Source organism: Sphingobacteruim zhuxiongii (assembly GCF_009557615.1).
Taxonomy (GTDB): Bacteria; Bacteroidota; Bacteroidia; order Sphingobacteriales; family Sphingobacteriaceae; genus Sphingobacterium; species Sphingobacterium zhuxiongii.
In genome coordinates this window covers 285,297-302,356 of record NZ_CP045652.1, presented here as the reverse complement: position 1 = coordinate 302,356, position 17,060 = coordinate 285,297, and the positions used below count along the sequence as shown (strand labels likewise).

General features: G+C 39.8%; 11 protein-coding genes, 1 tRNA gene and 1 pseudogene. 2 read left to right on the top strand and 11 right to left on the bottom strand.

Translation table 11 applies throughout. The features are described from left to right. Positions 1 to 174: 174 nt before the first annotated feature. The 5 genes and pseudogenes from GFH32_RS01280 to GFH32_RS01260 form a co-directional block, all read right to left on the bottom strand. Positions 175 to 1,695: pseudogene (locus GFH32_RS01280) on the bottom strand (IS1182 family transposase); the annotation flags it as partial. A gap of 151 nt (positions 1,696 to 1,846) precedes the next feature. Further along, complete coding sequence (locus tag GFH32_RS01275) at positions 1,847 to 2,974, bottom strand: TlpA disulfide reductase family protein (protein ID WP_153509357.1); 1,128 nt, start codon at positions 2,972 to 2,974, stop codon at positions 1,847 to 1,849. A gap of 46 nt (positions 2,975 to 3,020) precedes the next feature. Further along, on the bottom strand, positions 3,021 to 3,857 hold the full coding sequence (locus tag GFH32_RS01270; protein WP_228384183.1) for a TPM domain-containing protein: 837 nt from the start codon (positions 3,855 to 3,857) through the stop codon (positions 3,021 to 3,023). 4 nt (positions 3,858 to 3,861) lie between these two features. Beyond that, positions 3,862 to 4,296 (bottom strand): TPM domain-containing protein, encoded by a 435-nt coding sequence (locus GFH32_RS01265; protein WP_153509356.1) that lies wholly within the window; start codon positions 4,294 to 4,296, stop codon positions 3,862 to 3,864. A gap of 87 nt (positions 4,297 to 4,383) precedes the next feature. Then, positions 4,384 to 4,962, bottom strand: coding sequence for a LemA family protein (locus GFH32_RS01260; protein WP_153509355.1), 579 nt, complete (start codon positions 4,960 to 4,962; stop codon positions 4,384 to 4,386). A gap of 151 nt (positions 4,963 to 5,113) precedes the next feature. On the opposite strand from GFH32_RS01260, the gene GFH32_RS01255 reads away from it, so the two are divergent. Both GFH32_RS01255 and GFH32_RS01250 read left to right on the top strand, forming a co-directional pair. Continuing rightward, positions 5,114 to 6,655 (top strand): NAD(P)/FAD-dependent oxidoreductase, encoded by a 1,542-nt coding sequence (locus tag GFH32_RS01255; protein ID WP_153509354.1) that lies wholly within the window; start codon positions 5,114 to 5,116, stop codon positions 6,653 to 6,655. 86 nt (positions 6,656 to 6,741) lie between these two features. Beyond that, a tRNA-Gly gene (locus GFH32_RS01250) sits at positions 6,742 to 6,814 on the top strand. A 98-nt stretch (positions 6,815 to 6,912) separates the two neighbouring features. Here the strand turns inward: GFH32_RS01250 and GFH32_RS01245 are convergent. The 6 genes from GFH32_RS01245 to sufB form a co-directional block, all read right to left on the bottom strand. Then, positions 6,913 to 8,475, bottom strand: coding sequence for a SusD/RagB family nutrient-binding outer membrane lipoprotein (locus tag GFH32_RS01245; protein ID WP_153509353.1), 1,563 nt, complete (start codon positions 8,473 to 8,475; stop codon positions 6,913 to 6,915). 7 nt (positions 8,476 to 8,482) lie between these two features. Beyond that, complete coding sequence (locus GFH32_RS01240) at positions 8,483 to 11,584, bottom strand: SusC/RagA family TonB-linked outer membrane protein (protein ID WP_153509352.1); 3,102 nt, start codon at positions 11,582 to 11,584, stop codon at positions 8,483 to 8,485. Between the two features lie 192 nt (positions 11,585 to 11,776). Continuing rightward, a complete protein-coding gene (locus tag GFH32_RS01235; protein WP_153509351.1) occupies positions 11,777 to 13,009 on the bottom strand; it encodes an MFS transporter in 1,233 nt (410 codons plus the stop codon). Positions 13,010 to 13,266: 257 nt separating this feature from the next. Beyond that, positions 13,267 to 14,571, bottom strand: coding sequence for a Fe-S cluster assembly protein SufD (gene sufD, locus GFH32_RS01230; RefSeq protein WP_202111307.1), 1,305 nt, complete (start codon positions 14,569 to 14,571; stop codon positions 13,267 to 13,269). Between the two features lie 48 nt (positions 14,572 to 14,619). Next, positions 14,620 to 15,378: a Fe-S cluster assembly ATPase SufC gene (gene sufC / locus GFH32_RS01225; RefSeq protein ID WP_153509349.1), complete on the bottom strand. Its 759-nt coding sequence runs from the start codon at positions 15,376 to 15,378 to the stop codon at positions 14,620 to 14,622. A gap of 61 nt (positions 15,379 to 15,439) precedes the next feature. Further along, on the bottom strand, positions 15,440 to 16,891 hold the full coding sequence (gene sufB, locus GFH32_RS01220) for a Fe-S cluster assembly protein SufB (protein WP_153509348.1): 1,452 nt from the start codon (positions 16,889 to 16,891) through the stop codon (positions 15,440 to 15,442). Positions 16,892 to 17,060: the final 169 nt, after the last annotated feature.

The following is a 17,060-nucleotide window of genomic DNA, read 5'->3' as shown; positions in this document are numbered from 1 at the left end:
TCTAAAAAGGCACCTTCTTCTGTTTTATAGCTTTTGCGATTCCATTACTGTTTTCATTTTTGAGTTTTAAGCAGTAAGTCTATATTTTGTGGTTTTAACGCTCCTGACTCCAATTTTTATCGTATATAGTGTTTTATCGCTATAACCATTTCGAAACAAGACATCGTTTGCCCACTTTTTTGCCCATTTTCTGAGGTTATGAGCAATGGCCATCAAACCGAACTCTACAGCGACTTTCTCCAGTCCTTTCATCGTGAACCGGGTAAACTTGTTGTTGCTTTTCATCTGACCGAAAACAGCTTCCACTTCTATGGGTCGCTTGCTTCGATGGTACATTCCCTCTTCTGATAGCAGTCTTTTTCGGGCTTTAGCCTTGAGCTGATCAAGCCTGTGGTTCACTTCAATAATACGATTGCCTTTTGCTTTATGGCACCCACTGCGCATTGGGCAGCCTTCGCATCGCTGAGCCTGATAACAGCTTACCCGGGCAGTATATCCATTGGTACTAACTCTGGTTGCATGACCGATATAGCTGAGCTTCTGTCCGGCCGGACATACATAATAGTCATCTTGCTGGTTGTAATACAGATTCTGTACCGAGAAAGGATCCTGTTTATGCTTGCGCTTCTGTTCCACATGAAAGTAATTGTACTTGACAAAGGCAGTTATGCCCTGTTTTTCCATCAATTCATAGTTCTGTTCACTACCATAACCGGCGTCTGCTACAAGCTGTTCGCTTTGTTTTCCGTAATGGGACTCAAAGCCTTCCAAATGTTCCGGCAGGGTTGTGGTGTCGGCAGTTGTTTGATGGATGCTGTAATGGGTGATGAACTGATCTTCGGTGCTGATTTGGGTATTATAGGCTGGCTTAAGCTGGCCATTCTTCATGTGGTCCTCTTTCATCCGCATAAACACAGCATCGGTATCGGTCTTGCTATAACTATTGCGATCTCCCAGTACTTCCAGTTGCTCTTCATATTTCTCTAGTCGAGGCAAATAGTCCTCTTCAAGTTTCTTAAGCTGCTTATCAGTAGATTTATTGGCTCCTTTGAACTTGGCATTGATCGCTTCGATCTTTTCCTTCAACCGACTGCTATCAATGGCCTTGCTAACTTCTTGATGCCCTAATGAAGATTGGTCTTGGGCGATCTGAGCCTCGATTTCCGAAAGAACCGAAGCAATGTTTGCTTCTAACTTTACCTTATTCTTCTCGACCGATTTCTTCCAAACGAACGTATAACGACCAGCGACCGACTCGATCTTGGTACCATCAACATATTGAACTTTCAGGCTAACATACTCCATATCATGCAGCATACGAACGATACTTGCAAACAGCTCTTGTATCTGTCCTTTAAGACGCTTTCCTCTAAAATAATTGATCGTACGATAATCAGGTGTGCTATTGCCCGAAAGCCACATGAAATGGATATTCTCTTGTAAGGCGCGCTCAATTTTTCGGCAAGAATAGATATTGCTTAAATAGGCATAGAACAGCACCTTAATGAGCATTCTAGGGTGAAAACTAGTGGTGCCTCCGCCTTTATACTGACGGATAATATGATCTAGATCCAACTGATCAACAACCTGACTCACCAACCGAACCCGATGGTTCATTGGAATACGATCTAAAATATTCTCAGGAAATAGACTCGGACTATTGGATGGAAGCGCTTTGAATTGTATGTTTGCCATATTGTTTTTTTGGGTGCACCTTAAGATACAAAATCTTAAGGACAAAAAAACAGAAAAACCCCGCCATTTTTTAATGACGGGGTTCTTTCTTTAAGAGACCTTTTTAGACAGCCCCTTTCAATTTGTAATTTTTTTAAAACCAACTAAATTGTTACTTAATTAGCTCTGCTAACTTCGCTTCTAGCGCTTCACCACGTAAGTTTGAAGCAATAATTTTGCCTTGTGGGTCAATTAAGAAGTTTTGAGGAATTCCTTGGATTCCATATAAGCCTACTACTTCAGATTTCCAGAATTTCAAATCTGACACGTGTGGCCATTGTTCCAATTTATCGTCGTGAATAGCTTTCATCCAAGCTTCTTTACCATTTTCGCGATCTAAAGAAACGCCTAATACAGTAAAGTTCTTGTCTTTGAACTTATTAAAAGCAGCCACTACATTCGGGTTCTCACCACGACAAGGACCACACCAGCTTGCCCAGAAGTCAATTAACACATATTTCCCACGTAATGAGGACAATGCAAGTACTTTACCTGTTGTATCTGGCAACGCAAACTCAGGAGCTGTAGCACCAATCGCAACTTTCTTCAAAGTTTCAATTTTCTTCGCTATAGCTTTTCCTTTTACTGTGTTTTTCAATGCCGCAGATAGCTTATTATAAGCGGGTTCACCAACAGAAATTACATTTTCAGCTGAAATTAACTCCTCTAATAAACCCATTGCTACGTAGCTATTTGGGTTGTTTAATGCGAACTCTTCACCGATTTTTGATTGCTTATCGAAGATTGCACCTGCGCGTGCTTGTAATGCACCAACGTATGCTTCGTCATTTTTCTGAGCGTCTGTTGCTGCTTGATATTCTTTATTTAACACTTCAAACTCGGCAGTTAACGGAGCTAACGCATCCTTATATTTAGCGTAGTCATCATTGATTGCATTTCCCGATACTTTCGCATCTTTCAAAGTAGCTCCCACTACATTGATAACACCTTTTGATAAATAAACACTAGTACGATCTGGATTTCGCAATGTACTGATTCCCGCACCTTCTGGTGAAAGAATTAACTGAGCCTGAGTAGGTTCCGCAACCGTACCATTGTATGTAAAAACACCTTTTACTACATTCGCAGAGTCAAGAACGCGTTGCCCATCTGCAGCGTACTGAATAAATACTTTCGCTGGCGCATCAGCGTTCTTTAGATTACCCTTTACAGAAAATCCTTCTTGGGCAAACAATAAGCTAGGAATTGCTCCTAACAAACATAAAATTTCTCTTTTCATTATATTCATATATTATTTACCATAAAGTTAAACATTTTTATTAATTCTACCATCGCCCACTGGCACCGCCTCCGCCAAAGCCACCTCCACCGAAGCCTCCGAAGCCGCCACCTCCGCCGCCGCCGAAACCACCGCCGAAGCCACCTCCACCAAAGCCATCATCATCATTTCCACCTCGACCTAATGAGTTTAATAGTGTCCACCAGAATAAATCTGAGGAACCTCTACCGTTCATGACACGTCCGCCACCATTCTTCCCACCACCACCGGAACGAGAAATTAACGCTAAAACAATAAAGATTATTATGATGATAAAAATAATTGGGATTCCTCCACCGCCTTCAGTAGAGTATTTTTCATTTGGATCTGCCTTATACTCCCCTTTAGTGTAAGAGATAAGCGCATTCACTCCATTATCGATTCCTGCAAAGTAATTCCCTTGTCTGAATAAGGGTTTCACCTTATTCTCAATAATTCGGTAAGCGATAACATCTGGAACAGCGCCTTCAAGACCGTATCCTGTTCGTATAGTAACAGCACGATCGCCTAACGCAACAAGGAAGAGAATACCATTATCGTATTTTTTGTTTCCGATTCCCCATTGTTTTGCGAGTCGATCTCCATAGTCTGCAATATCGTAGTCTCCCGTCGATTTCATGACGACAACAGCAACCTGTATGGATGTGGAATCTTCAAAGGCTAGAAGCTTTTGCTCTAAATCTGTCTGTTGCGCTGAGCTTAGGGTATTTGTATAGTCCGTCACTAATCGATTTGGAACCGCAGGAAAATCCTGCGCCATTGCGACAACTGACAATAGTAAACTCAAGAAAAAAGTAAATACTAGTTTTGATGAGCTCTTATAGCTCTGCATTTTCTCGAACATATTCTTATTGTTTACCAAAATAAATATCGTTAGGAAGTTCATTCACATCATCAGACCGTCTTGGGAAGAAGGTTGCTAATTGCGTTCCCGCTTCGTGAATCCCCTCAATTAATCCATTCGTATAATCTCCCTGTCGGAAGAAAGAAACCATTTTCTCTTTTGTACTCTGCCAAAAATCATCCCCTACTTTGGCATGGATACCGGCATCACCAATAATGGCAAACTGATGATCCTCGGTCGCTAGATATATTAATACACCGTTGCGTAAATTCGTATGATGCATTTTTAGTTTTTCGAAGTAATGTCTAGCTTGATCATACGCTTCTAAACCGTGTAATTGACGTTCAACCACCAAACGAATCTCACCAGAGGTTTGATTCTCTGCCAAACTAATGGCTTGTACTATCTTTTCTTGCTCCTCTTGATTGAATATTTCCATTTTTATTCCAATAAAAAAGATGAATGCTTGGTAAAAAAGATTACCAACATTCATCTTCGTTTTATGATTTAATACCAATTAAAATCATTAAAATGATACTGTTGGTGCCTTGTCAGCCCCTTCAGCAGCTTTGAAAGTACCTTTAGATTTGAAACCAAAAATACCTGCCATAATATTGTTCGGGAAGCTACGTACTGTAGTGTTATACTCCTGAACAGCATCATTATAGGCGCGACGCTCTACCGAGATTCTATTTTCAGTACCTTCTAATTGCGCTTGTAGCTCTTGGAAGTTTGAATTCGCTTTCAAATCAGGATATGCCTCTACACTAACCAATAAACGACCGATAGATTGCGATAACGCATCTTGCGTTTGTTGGAAGTTAGCGATTGCTTCTTCACTTAAATTTGATGGATCCACTGTTACCGAAGTCGCCTTCGCGCGTGCTTCAACCACCGCTTCTAACGTTCCTTTTTCATGTTGCGCTGCACCTTTTACAGTACCTACAAGGTTTGGAATAAGATCGGCTCTGCGTTGATACGCATTTTCGACCTGCGCCCATTTCGCTTTTACATTCTCGTCTTGAGATACCATGGTATTGTATCCACAAGAGCTAAACGAAAGAGCAGTAAGTAGGCCAACAAATACGATTAATAATCTTTTCATGTGCAATTTTTTCTTAGTATACGTTTAAATTTAAGAAATTGTTTTTATAAACATGCAATATCAAAGCACATACCAAATGATGTCGTAACCGAAATTATTTGAGATTTAATATCTTTGCAAGACTTTTGGGATAAAACCCCAACACAAGCATATGCAGAAAGAAATTGAAATTGCCCTTAGCCCAGCGCATGTAAATGACGAGTCTTTAATCCTAAAAGAAGGTGTTAAAAAGCTAGGCATATCCGAAAAACGTATTCAAGGTTTTCATGTCCGCAAGCGCTCCATCGATGCTCGCGGGAAGCAAGTCCTTTTCCGATTGCGTGTTGTATATTTTGTCGACGAACCATTCGAACAGCCCCAGTTTTACACCAAACTTCAGCAAGTAAATAATGGGAAGCCTGTCATAATTATCGGTGCTGGCCCCGCAGGTCTATTTGCAGCATATCGATGCTTAGAGCGTGGTTTAAAGCCGATTATATTGGAACGCGGCAAACAAGTTCAGGATCGACGTCGCGACTTAGCGAAGATAAATAGGGAGGGAATTGTAAATCCAGAGTCGAATTATTGTTTCGGCGAAGGAGGTGCTGGAACCTATTCAGACGGGAAGCTTTATACTCGTTCAAACAAGCGTGGCGATGTACAGTTAGTGCTCTCCATTTTTGTAGAGCATGGCGCGCCGGAGGATATTATGGTCGACGCTCGTCCTCATATTGGAACGAATAAACTACCACATATTATCCAGAGTATGCGAGAGCGAATAATTGAATGTGGTGGCGAAGTACATTTTGATTGTAAGGTGGTTGATATCGTTGATCAATTTGGCAGTGTAAAAGGTGTCAAAACTGCAGATGGAAATTCGTTTGAAGCAGAACACGTTATTGTTGCGACAGGACACTCCGCTAGAGATATTTTTGAGCTCTTCCATAAAAAGGGTTGGTTATTAGAAGCAAAACCTTTCGCATTGGGCGTTCGAATCGAACACCCGCAATCCATTATTGACCAAGCACAATATCATTGCTCTATCCGTCCGGAGAATCTTCCCCCAGCATATTATAGCTTGGTAGAACAGGTGAATAACCGTGGTGTATTCTCTTTCTGTATGTGCCCGGGTGGAATTATCGCTCCTTGCGCAACAGATTTAGACGAAATTGTAGTTAATGGTTGGTCGCCATCCAAACGCAATAATCCGCATGCAAACTCGGGAACAGTAATTCAAATAAACTTAGAGGACGTTGCAAAATCAACTGAAGATGCCTTTGCGATGCTTGATTTCCAACGTGCGATTGAGCAGAAGGCCTTTCAATTAGGAGGTGGGAACTTAGTAGCTCCTGCACAGCGTATGGTAGATTTCGTACAGAATAAGGTTTCAAATGATCTACCGAGCAATTCCTATAAACCAGGCACACGCTCTGTTGACCTTCGAGAAGTATTACCGGACTTCGTTCATCAATCTCTACAAGGGGCTCTTCCTATTTTCGGACAAAAAATGCGCGGTTACTATACGAATGAGGCAATTCTTGTCGGGGTTGAATCAAGAACTTCTTCTCCTATCCGCATCCCTCGCGACAAAGACAGCTTCCAACACCCACAAATTGCAGGGCTCTATCCTTGTGCCGAAGGTGCTGGATATGCCGGCGGAATTGTATCTGCAGCGATTGATGGTATAAATTGTGTGGATGCAATAAAACTTTAAAATCTTTGTTTATAGTCGATTCAACAATTATTTCATCTTCAATATTGACAAGAATGCGATATTATTGTATTTTTGTATCACAATAAGCGAAAGTAGCTCAGTTGGTAGAGCACAACCTTGCCAAGGTTGGGGTCGCGAGTTCGAATCTCGTCTTTCGCTCATCAAGCTTCCATATTCTGGGAGCTTTTTTTTTGCTCTAGACATAAAAACAAGAAAGCCTGCGATTTCCACAGGCTTTCTATTTTACAATTAAAAATTTATTTCTTTACATCCCACCAAATTCGCTTAGCTGTATAAGTAGCATCAGCAGCATCTGGATCAGCTTTAATCACTTGTTCATAATTATAGTTGATACTATAACTCGCAACTGTAAAGCGACGAGGCCACATATCTTCAGATGGCAATGCAATTGTAAATACTGCTCCTGGGCGTTTTAAGCCCTTGTAGATACCTACAGACTCATTGTATTTACCTGAAGCATCCGTACAGTATTCTAAACGGCGAACATCGTTGAATACCTCTGGTGAATACGACAAAGCGATGTATTTCTGAATCATAATTTGACTTAGGGTCAGCGCGCTAGCAGATTGCGCTACTGAAGTACTCGCTAAGTAACTCGTTATATTCGCCGCAGGAACACCAAGTATTTCCATGTGATCTTTTATTCCATCTTTATAAGCTTGCAAAGCACCCGCTTTATTATTCTGGTTGAATAATACTTCCGCTTTAATAAAATGCATTTCAGAGCTCGTTAAAAGGAGACCTTTTGCGCCAGGTGCAACATATGCAGAACCGGTTGACACCGATGCTGTAGGTCTTAATGCAGCGTAAGTTGTTATCGAAGAAGCGAAACCTGCTTCAGGAATTTGACTCATATCAACTCCTGGTGTACGCAGCCCCGAAGCAACGAAGCGAGGAATTAACAGATCTGCTCTAGGATCTTCCATATTGTTTGCTCCTGTCGGTGCACCAGTATAGTTTCCTAACACATAATCAATATACAATTTGGTTAAGCGGTTCGAAGAGTTGTTCTGAAATTGCAATGATTCCGTTTCTGGTCTTGTTGAGACTATACGATCTTGATATTGATACAACGCACTTTCTGATGCTGTTTTTGGCGCTTTCTCTAATAACGCTAAAACATCAGCGGCTTTGAACTTGTCGGTCTTCGATAAGTGGTTTAGCATACGTGCTTTGATACCATTTGCCAAAGCGATCCATTTTTTTGTATCTCCTTGGAAAAGATAGTCACCTACGGATAACGCAGGTGCAGCAGCATCTTGCCCCATCTGCAAATAGCTTATCGCCTCGTCTAGTTCAGCTAAACATTTATCATAGATCAAATCGCCTTGATCATATTTCGGGGTCATTAGACCTCCTTGAAATGCTTCCTCGTAAGGCAACATACCATACATGTCAGAAAACGCTGCAAAACCCCATGCCCAAATAACTTTACCGGCACCGATATAGTGGTTTGCTCCTGTCGCCTCTCCCTTTTCAATTAAATCAGGAATATTATTCGCTGTATAGATGTACCAAGGTTGATAAGGCCAGTTCACAGCAGCGGTGGAAATATTCCAACGTGATAGCGCCCAGTTATTCACCGTAGTACCAGCTAACTGTTGCGAGATTATCGCTGCACGTGTTCCTCCACTTTCATAAGCCTCAGCAAACCTAGCAATGATTGAAGGTAAGCGTAAGTCCACCGTTGGAACCTTTGTATTTGGTATATTAGGATTGTCATTTACATCGAGCCACTTATCGCAAGATGTCATCATCAAAGCTCCTGCAACCGCCATTATAGAAAATATCTTTTTCATGTCTGTCTTAGAATTTTAAGTTAACACCAAATGTTACTCCTTTAGTGTTTGGAACACCAGCGTAATCAATGCCCACAGATCCAGAACCAATAACACCTGCACCAGCTGCACTTACTTCCGGATCCATACCTGAGTAATTCGTAAATAATAATAGGTTGGTCGCATTCAAGTTAAATGAAGCTCCCTTAATAAAGCCAGATTTTACTAACAAACTTTGTGGCAAATCGTAAGATAGATTTACAGATCTTAAACGCAACCAATTGACTTCTTCAATAAAGTTACTTGTCTGATTGATATAAAAATTCGAATAATATTTTTGATCCGCAACAATTTCACGAGTGACATCTTCATAGTTTCCAGTCGCCGGATTCAAAGCAACACCTGTCAATACTACTTTCTCGCCTCTATTCTCTGTTCGTTTGCTTAAACCATATTGCGTTAATAACACCTCCGTTCCATTGAAGATATCTCCACCTCTACGGAAATCAATTAGAAAGGATAAACCCCAGTCTTTATATCTGAAATTATTTGTTAAACCGCCGATAAACTTGGGCTCTCTATTCCCCAAATGAAGCGTAGCATTTGTATTAGCAGCTGGTTCTCCAGTATTCCAATTTAGAATATACTTTCCTTCTTCATTTTTTGTCCAGTCTTTACCCGAGATCCCCATAAAGTCACCATCATTAAATGAAGCGGCTTTACCATCAGCAACTTGAACATCCGTCACATAAAGTATCGCCAATCCACCTGGTAAAGCGTTTACTTTTCCTTTATTATGAGATGCATTTAACATGACATCCCAAGAAAAGTGGTCTTTTTTCACTAACTCTCCCGAAAGCGTTAATTCAAAACCTTTGTTCTGTAGAATACCCGAATTCACGTATTGAAATATACCTCCTGTCGCATTATCTACACGAGGAGAAAGAATTTGATCTACTGATTTATTGTTATAATATGTAAACTCTAAACCAAATCTATTCTTCATAAACTTTAAGTCCGCTCCAACTTCAAAAGACTGTGTCTTCTCTGGAATCAAATTTGGATTCCCAAGAGTCCATGAGTTCTTAAAGCCTCCTCCAACCGTTAATTCGTATGGATCCAAATAAGAGTTGGTCTGGTATGCTGGTGCATCTTTACCTACTTCCGCCCAAGAGCTTCTAATTTTACCATAACTTAAGATGTCATTCTTGTCGAATAGTTCCGTAAACACAAGACTGGCACTATAGGAAGGATACATAAAAGATTGGTTTTTCTTAGGAAGCGTCGAAGACCAGTCATTTCTAAGCGTCATACCGACGTAAGCCATCCCCTTATAACCAAGTTTTACATCTCCGAATACACCCACTCTTCTAATCTCAGTTAAATTATCTAAAACAAAGCGATCTGCGTCTGGAGCATTACTAAAAGAATAAAAATCTGGAACTTTAAAATTACGAGCCTTATTTGCAGTTGATTTAGAATTGATATCTTCAGTTGATGCACCTAACAATACGCTTAAATCCCAAACTTCCGCAAAGGTCTTATTTGCACTTAACAAAAAGTTGTTTGTTATAAAATTATATTGCCTTACATTCTGAGACAACATACCTTTTTGATTTTCTTTAATTACTGCAGATCCAGCAGATACCAATGAACGATAGGTTGACGTATAGTTATCTACACCCAAACGATATGTAAAATTCAACCAATCAGTCAACTGAGCATTAGTGTAAAATGTCCCCAAGAAACGGTTTGTCTTATCTGTTTGTGGATTCTTGTATATCGTCCAATAGGGATTGTCCATTCCGTTCTCAAGAATCGCCTCTGGCGTATCTCCGCGGCTGTATAAGAATTTTTGCGATCCGTCGACATTTAAATAGTCACGCATATCTACACTTTGAGGAAACCCTATGATTGACTCCATATAACCATTTCCTCCCGTCCCCCAAAGGCCCGTACCTGTCAAGGTTTTTCGAGTCTGACTTTGTGAATATGCTGCATTCGCACCGAAAGTAAACACACCGACTTTTTGCTCACCATTAAAGCGGAAGTTATAACGTCCGTAATCAGTGGTTGGAACAATTCCGGTTTGTTTCAAGTGAGCTCCCGATAAGTAATAGCTGTTTTTCGCTGAGGCACCACTTACATTGAAGTTGTTATCGTAGGTGTAACCTGTTTCATAAAAATCCTCTAGATTGTCGTAAACTGTCTCTCCCGACGCAAAAGGATCTCCCCAGGACAAATTTGTATTTAAATCCAATAGTTTGCCATCAGGATTTGTCCCTAACTTATATTTCTTTTGTAATTCAGGAAGCTTATTCACCCAATTTGCTCCTACACGAGAATTTACACCTACAGAAGCGCTTCCCTCTTTACCTTTTTTAGTTGTAATTACAATTGCACCTGCTGCCGCACGAATACCATAAAGCGCGGCTGCTGTAGGCCCCTTTAATACAGAAATAGACTCAATATCTTCCGGATTAATATCCATCGCGCGGTTACCATTGGTTGTAGCAATATTGGTATTACCGTCGAATGCAGACATATCACCCATACCTGTGGAGTTATCCATAGGCATCCCATCAATTACAAATAATGGCTGATTATCACGCTCTAAGGAAGTTCCGCCACGTATAACGATGGATGCCGACGCGCCTGGCGAGCCGCCAGAATTCGTAATATTTAAACCTGCGATTTTACCATTTAAGGAGTTGATCATATTAGGATTTTTGTTCTTCATCAACTCATCTGCTTTGATGTCTTGAACAGCATAACCTAATGCTTTCTTCTCCTTTTTGATACCTAGCGCTGTTACCACTACCTCATCAATGGACTCCTCAGAATTCGTTAATTCGATGTTGTAGATACTTCCGGAGCCAACGATCTGCTGTGCTCCATTCGAGCCAATTGCTCTAAAAATCAATGTTTCTCCTGGCGCCGCTTGAATAGAGAACGATCCGTCTGCATTTGTCTGAACAGAACGAGTTGAACCTTTCACAATAACAGTAACATTGCTCATTGCTTCCCCAGAAACAGATGTTACTTTCCCTGTAATTGCTTTTTGCTGTGCCATCAAACAAGTTGCATAGAGGCAAACCCCGAAAAAAGTAAGTAAAAATCTTCTTTTCATGTTTGATTATGTTTAAAAAATGGTTTCGATTAAAACGGATATGGATATCAGTAATTTAGTCGAAACAATTCTACGAAAAAAAAACAATACTTTGCGTTTTTATGCGCCATTATTTACAAACACGCGAAAATTTAACGATAACAACGCGATTTTTATCGAAAATAGTTAAATTAACAGCAAAAAATTGAAGGCTTATTCTTTATTATGCGTTTTATTTCGACCTATATTCATGAGCGAAGGAGTAAAAAATGAAGCTATACCGATTAGAAAGCATAGAATTCCAGCAATAACAAACGCATTCGCAACGCCAATCTTGTCAGCTATATTTCCAGCGAATACAAGTCCAATCAGACTAGGCAATATTGCAAAACTGAAATACAGAGAAAACACACGACCTAGCATCTCTGGCGCAACTTCCTCTTGAATAATCGTCATAAAAGCTGCAGAAAAAATTGACATAGCCACCCCTCCCAAGCAGGTAAGAACAGCAAACACGGTGAATAGATCAGGGTTAAGGATTCCTGAGAGGACAAAAGTAAAACCCAACAGCATATGCATACTATTTACCATAATGACTTTCCGGATGTTTACTTTAAATATTGACAAAAGTGATCCGCCAATTAACATCCCAATTCCCCATACAATTTCTACAACACTCATTTCAAACTCTGCCCCTTTAAAATGATCTATCGTCAATAATGGAAACATAATAGCAACCGGCATAATACCCACTGTTGCGAGCATTGAGTATATAAACATGCGGCTCAATCCTCGATTACCATATATCGCGGACAAACCGAGCTTTAAGTCATTCCATACTTGCTTAATAGAACCGGAAACACCACTCTTAACATGAGGTATCTGAACAAAGAGCAGGCTAGTAATTGCCACCAACGCACCGATAATATCTAGATATAAGACTTTATTGATTGGAAATGCTGCAATTGCCAGGGCTCCTAATGCTGGCCCTGCAATACTACTTATCGATTGCAACATCTGGTTTACGCCAGAGACACGTAATAGTTGGTCCTCTGGTACTAAGAGCGGAGCAATTGCTTGCATGGCGGGAGAATGAAATGCAGAACCTACAGATCGAAGCGCCATTATCAAGTATACAAGCTCCAAATGTATCGCCCCATCACGCAATACAAAAGTCATCAAGAAAGTACAAAAAGCGATGAATGCATCAGCAAATATCATCACATATTTTCTGTTCCATCGGTCAATATATACACCGGCAAATGGACCAATGATTGCCTGAGGCAACAATCCAGCTATAGCCGACAAGGCTAGAATTTCTGCCGATTTAAACTCAATACTCAGCCAAATAATAACAGCAAAGTTTACTGCAGAACTCGTTAGCAACGAAACAAACTGCCCTGCCCATATAAATAGATAGGTTTTAACCCAATTTCTCTTTTCCATAAAAAACAAATGAAATGATTATACAACTCCAGTCGCGGAGTACAACTAATTAATAAATAAACTGTTCAGACCAATTATTTAGTCCAAGGTCTATAAGCAGATGTTGTATAATGAATTACTAGCATGACACAAAATTAAGACAATACATCAAATTTGCAAGCGACATTAAGTCACCCCCTACCACGACGCGATTCTATAAAACAAAAAAGCGTCTAAGATTTCTCCTAAACGCTCTCTATACTAAAACTACACTACTATTAGCTTTCTAAACCTCGAGCTACTAACTCTTCAACATAATGCTTAACAATTTCATTCGAGAACTTTGATGTAACATCGAATGCAAAAGCATGTACCAAAAGAATACGAGCTGAGTCTTCCCCAATACCGCGAGCACGCAAATAGAATAAAGCTTCATCATCAAACTGTCCCATAGTACAACCATGCGAACATTTTACATCATCAGCAAAAATTTCTAATTGTGGTTTAGTAAATACGGTCGATTTCTCACCGATCAACATATTGTTGTTTTGTTGAAAGGCATTTGTTTTTTGGGCATCTTCACGCACAAAAATCTTTCCGTTAAATACTGCTGTCGCCTCTTCTTGAGGAATATTTTTATACCATTCGTATGATTCACAGTGTGGTTTCATGTGATCCACAACAGTGTGATTATCTACAAATTGCTTTTTGTTTAATAAGTTGATCCCGTATAAATGCGATTCTACTTGCTCGGCATCTAAACGTACGTTAATATCATTTCTAACAAATGAAGGACCAGGGAAATTACAGTTGTAATTGTTATACAGACTGTGCTTCTCTTGATAAACCTCCGTATGATTGATATAATGTCCAGACTCTGCTGCTAATTGCAAGTAATAATGTTGAATCTTTGCATTCTCTTGCGCAACTATTTCTGTAACCTTATTATTTAAGTTGTTGGCTGTATTTTCAGATGTGATGAAACTCTCAACAATCTCCAACTCAGCATTTGGTTCAACAACAATTAAATTTCTTGTTTGTGCAAAGAATTCTTGACCACCTGTTGCAACGTGAACAATGTGTAAAGGTTTTGAAACAACTTTATTCTTTGCAACGCCAATATAAACACCTGAAGTATGTAGCGCTGTATTCAAAGCAACCATCGCACTACCCGTTTTATCAGCGTGCTGTGCAAAATGCTTTTGAAAGTTTGCCTCATCTTGGGCGTCTTCAATCGATTTCACAGTTAAACCGATCTCATCTTCCAATGAAGAGAAAGCAAGAACATATTGTCCATTTACTAAGACAATACGATGTGCATCTAATCCTGGAATATCGGCAGCATCGAAATCTAAATTCGCAACATCCACATCCTCATTCAACAAATAAGTCTTGTTTACCAAATTATGGATGTTCGTATATTTCCAATCCTCGTTCTTTACAGTTGGAAAACCCAATTCTTGAAAGCGTGCAAAAGCTTCTTGTCTAATCGACTTTACAGCCGTTGACTCGTTGCTCGCTTCCAATTCCTGAAATGTTGCAGTCAACTGTTGGAATAAGGAGTTTGCTACTAGTGTGCTCATGTTATTTGTTATCAATCCGCTCATTACCTCTTTAATTAATCCTTCCGGTTAGGCGTTTTGCGTATCTATTTCTTTTAACCAGTCGTAACCTTTTTCTTCTAATTCTAAAGCTAATTCTTTAGGGCCAGATTTTACGATACGTCCATCATATAATACGTGTACGAAATCTGGAACAATATAATCCAACAAACGCTGATAGTGTGTAATGACTACGAAAGCATTGTTTTCAGAACGCAATTGATTTACACCATTTGACACAATACGCAAAGCGTCAATATCCAAACCTGAATCGGTTTCATCTAAGATTGCCAATTTAGGATTTAGCATCGCTAATTGAAAAATCTCGTTACGCTTCTTCTCACCACCTGAAAAACCTTCGTTCAATGAACGATTCGCTAGGTTTGCTGAAAATTCGACTAATTTTTGTTTGTCTTTAACTGTCTGTAAGAATTCCTTCGCCTCCATAGGTGGGAGACCTTTGTATTCACGGATATCGTTTACTGCAGTTTTTAGAAAGTTGATATTCGAAACACCGGGAATTTCTACTGGATATTGAAAAGCTAAGAACAATCCCTCACGTGCGCGGTCTTCTGGTGATAGATCTAATAAATCTACTCCATCTAAAAGCACCTGACCGTCTGTTACCTCATAGGTATCACGTCCTGCAAGAACATTTCCTAATGTACTCTTTCCAGCACCGTTAGGACCCATAATCGCATGAACTTCTCCAGCTTTAATCTCTAAGTTTAATCCCTTTAATATTTGTTTGTCTTCGACAGACGCATGCAAATTTTTAATGCTTAACATATTCTTTCTATTGCGTATTTTGAATGGGATATCACATCCCAAGCACGTACTTCTTAAATTATTATCCTACAGAACCCTCTAGCGAAATCGCTAGTAACTTCTGTGCTTCAACAGCAAACTCCATCGGTAATTGATTTAACACCTCTTTGGCGTATCCATTCACAATTAAACCAACCGCTTTCTCCGAATCAATCCCTCTTTGGTTCAAGTAGAATACTTGATCTTCACCGATTTTAGAGGTTGTAGCTTCGTGCTCCAACGTTGCTGTTCTATTTTTATTTTCAATATAAGGGAATGTGTGAGCTCCACAACGATCGCCAATCAACAAACTATCACACTGAGTGAAATTTCTTGAATTATCGGCATTAGGCCCAATTTTCACTAATCCTCTATAACTATTATGGCTTTTCCCTGCAGAAATACCTTTCGAAATTATCTTCGAACGCGTATTCTTGCCTAAATGAATCATTTTCGTTCCAGTATCTGCAACCTGCATATTACGAGTCATAGCCACGGAGTAGAACTCCCCAACAGAATGATCCCCTTTTAAGATTACACCAGGATACTTCCAAGTGATTGCAGACCCCGTTTCAACTTGCGTCCATGAAATTTTAGAATGATCACCCTTGCAAATACCACGCTTAGTTACGAAGTTATAAATCCCTCCTTTACCGTCTTTATCTCCAGGATACCAGTTTTGAACAGTAGAGTATTTAATTTCCGCATTTCGAAGAGCAATAAGCTCTACTACTGCAGCATGTAATTGATTCTCGTCACGCATTGGTGCTGTACACCCTTCTAAGTATGAAACATACGAGTCTTCGTCCGCGATAATCAAGGTGCGTTCGAACTGACCGGTATTTTGTGCGTTAATACGGAAGTATGTCGACAGCTCCATTGGGCAATGTACACCTTTTGGAATGTAAACAAACGATCCATCAGAAAACACAGCAGAGTTTAAAGCTGCATAAATATTATCCGTCTGAGGAACGACAGTACCTAGATATTCTTTAACAAGTTCTGGATGTTCTTGAACAGCTTCTCCAAATGAACAGAAAATAACACCTTTCTCCTTTAGCTTCTCGCGGAAAGTAGTCTTAACAGAAACAGAATCAAACACTGCATCGACGGCAACAACACCTGCTAAAATCTTTTGTTCATCCAATGGAATCCCCAATTTTTCAAATGTTGCTATTAGCTCAGGATCCACTTCATCCATACTCTCCAATTGCTTTTTCGCTTTTGGTGCAGCATAGTAAGAAAGATCTTGAAAATCTACCTCAGGGTTATCAAAATTCTGCCAAGTTGGCATCTTCATAGTTAAAAAATGACGAAACGCTTTTAGTCGCCATTCCAACAACCATTCCGGTTCATTTTTCTTCGCCGAAATTAAACGCACGGTATCTTCATTGAGCCCTTTTGGCGCAATATCCATTTCGATATCCGTCGTAAATCCGTATTTATATTCTTCGAGCTCTAACTCTTTTAATAAATCGTCGTCTTTGGTGCTCATATCGCTTTCACTTAATTACCGAGGCAGTTAGCCCCATGTTTTGAATGGCAAAGTTACGACTAAAAAAGCATAAAACAGTACACTTCGTACGCTTAGAACGCAGTTTCGTATAAAAAAAAATGACAAATATCATTTATTTTGCCCCTAGAGCATTTTTATCAAAAATATT

Excerpts from the sequence above, each read along its gene's own strand:
- GFH32_RS01275 (WP_153509357.1), bottom strand. The coding sequence starts at position 2,974 with ATGAAAAGAGAAATTTTATGTTTGTTAGGAGCAATTCCTAGCTTATTG.
- GFH32_RS01270 (WP_228384183.1), bottom strand. The coding sequence starts at position 3,857 with ATGTTCGAGAAAATGCAGAGCTATAAGAGCTCATCAAAACTAGTATTT.
- GFH32_RS01265 (WP_153509356.1), bottom strand. The coding sequence starts at position 4,296 with ATGGAAATATTCAATCAAGAGGAGCAAGAAAAGATAGTACAAGCCATT.
- GFH32_RS01260 (WP_153509355.1), bottom strand. The coding sequence starts at position 4,962 with ATGAAAAGATTATTAATCGTATTTGTTGGCCTACTTACTGCTCTTTCG.
- GFH32_RS01255 (WP_153509354.1), top strand. The coding sequence starts at position 5,114 with ATGCAGAAAGAAATTGAAATTGCCCTTAGCCCAGCGCATGTAAATGAC.
- GFH32_RS01245 (WP_153509353.1), bottom strand. The coding sequence starts at position 8,475 with ATGAAAAAGATATTTTCTATAATGGCGGTTGCAGGAGCTTTGATGATG.
- GFH32_RS01240 (WP_153509352.1), bottom strand. The coding sequence starts at position 11,584 with ATGAAAAGAAGATTTTTACTTACTTTTTTCGGGGTTTGCCTCTATGCA.
- GFH32_RS01235 (WP_153509351.1), bottom strand. The coding sequence starts at position 13,009 with ATGGAAAAGAGAAATTGGGTTAAAACCTATCTATTTATATGGGCAGGG.
- sufD (WP_202111307.1), bottom strand. The coding sequence starts at position 14,571 with ATGAGCACACTAGTAGCAAACTCCTTATTCCAACAGTTGACTGCAACA.
- sufC (WP_153509349.1), bottom strand. The coding sequence starts at position 15,378 with ATGTTAAGCATTAAAAATTTGCATGCGTCTGTCGAAGACAAACAAATA.
- sufB (WP_153509348.1), bottom strand. The coding sequence starts at position 16,891 with ATGAGCACCAAAGACGACGATTTATTAAAAGAGTTAGAGCTCGAAGAA.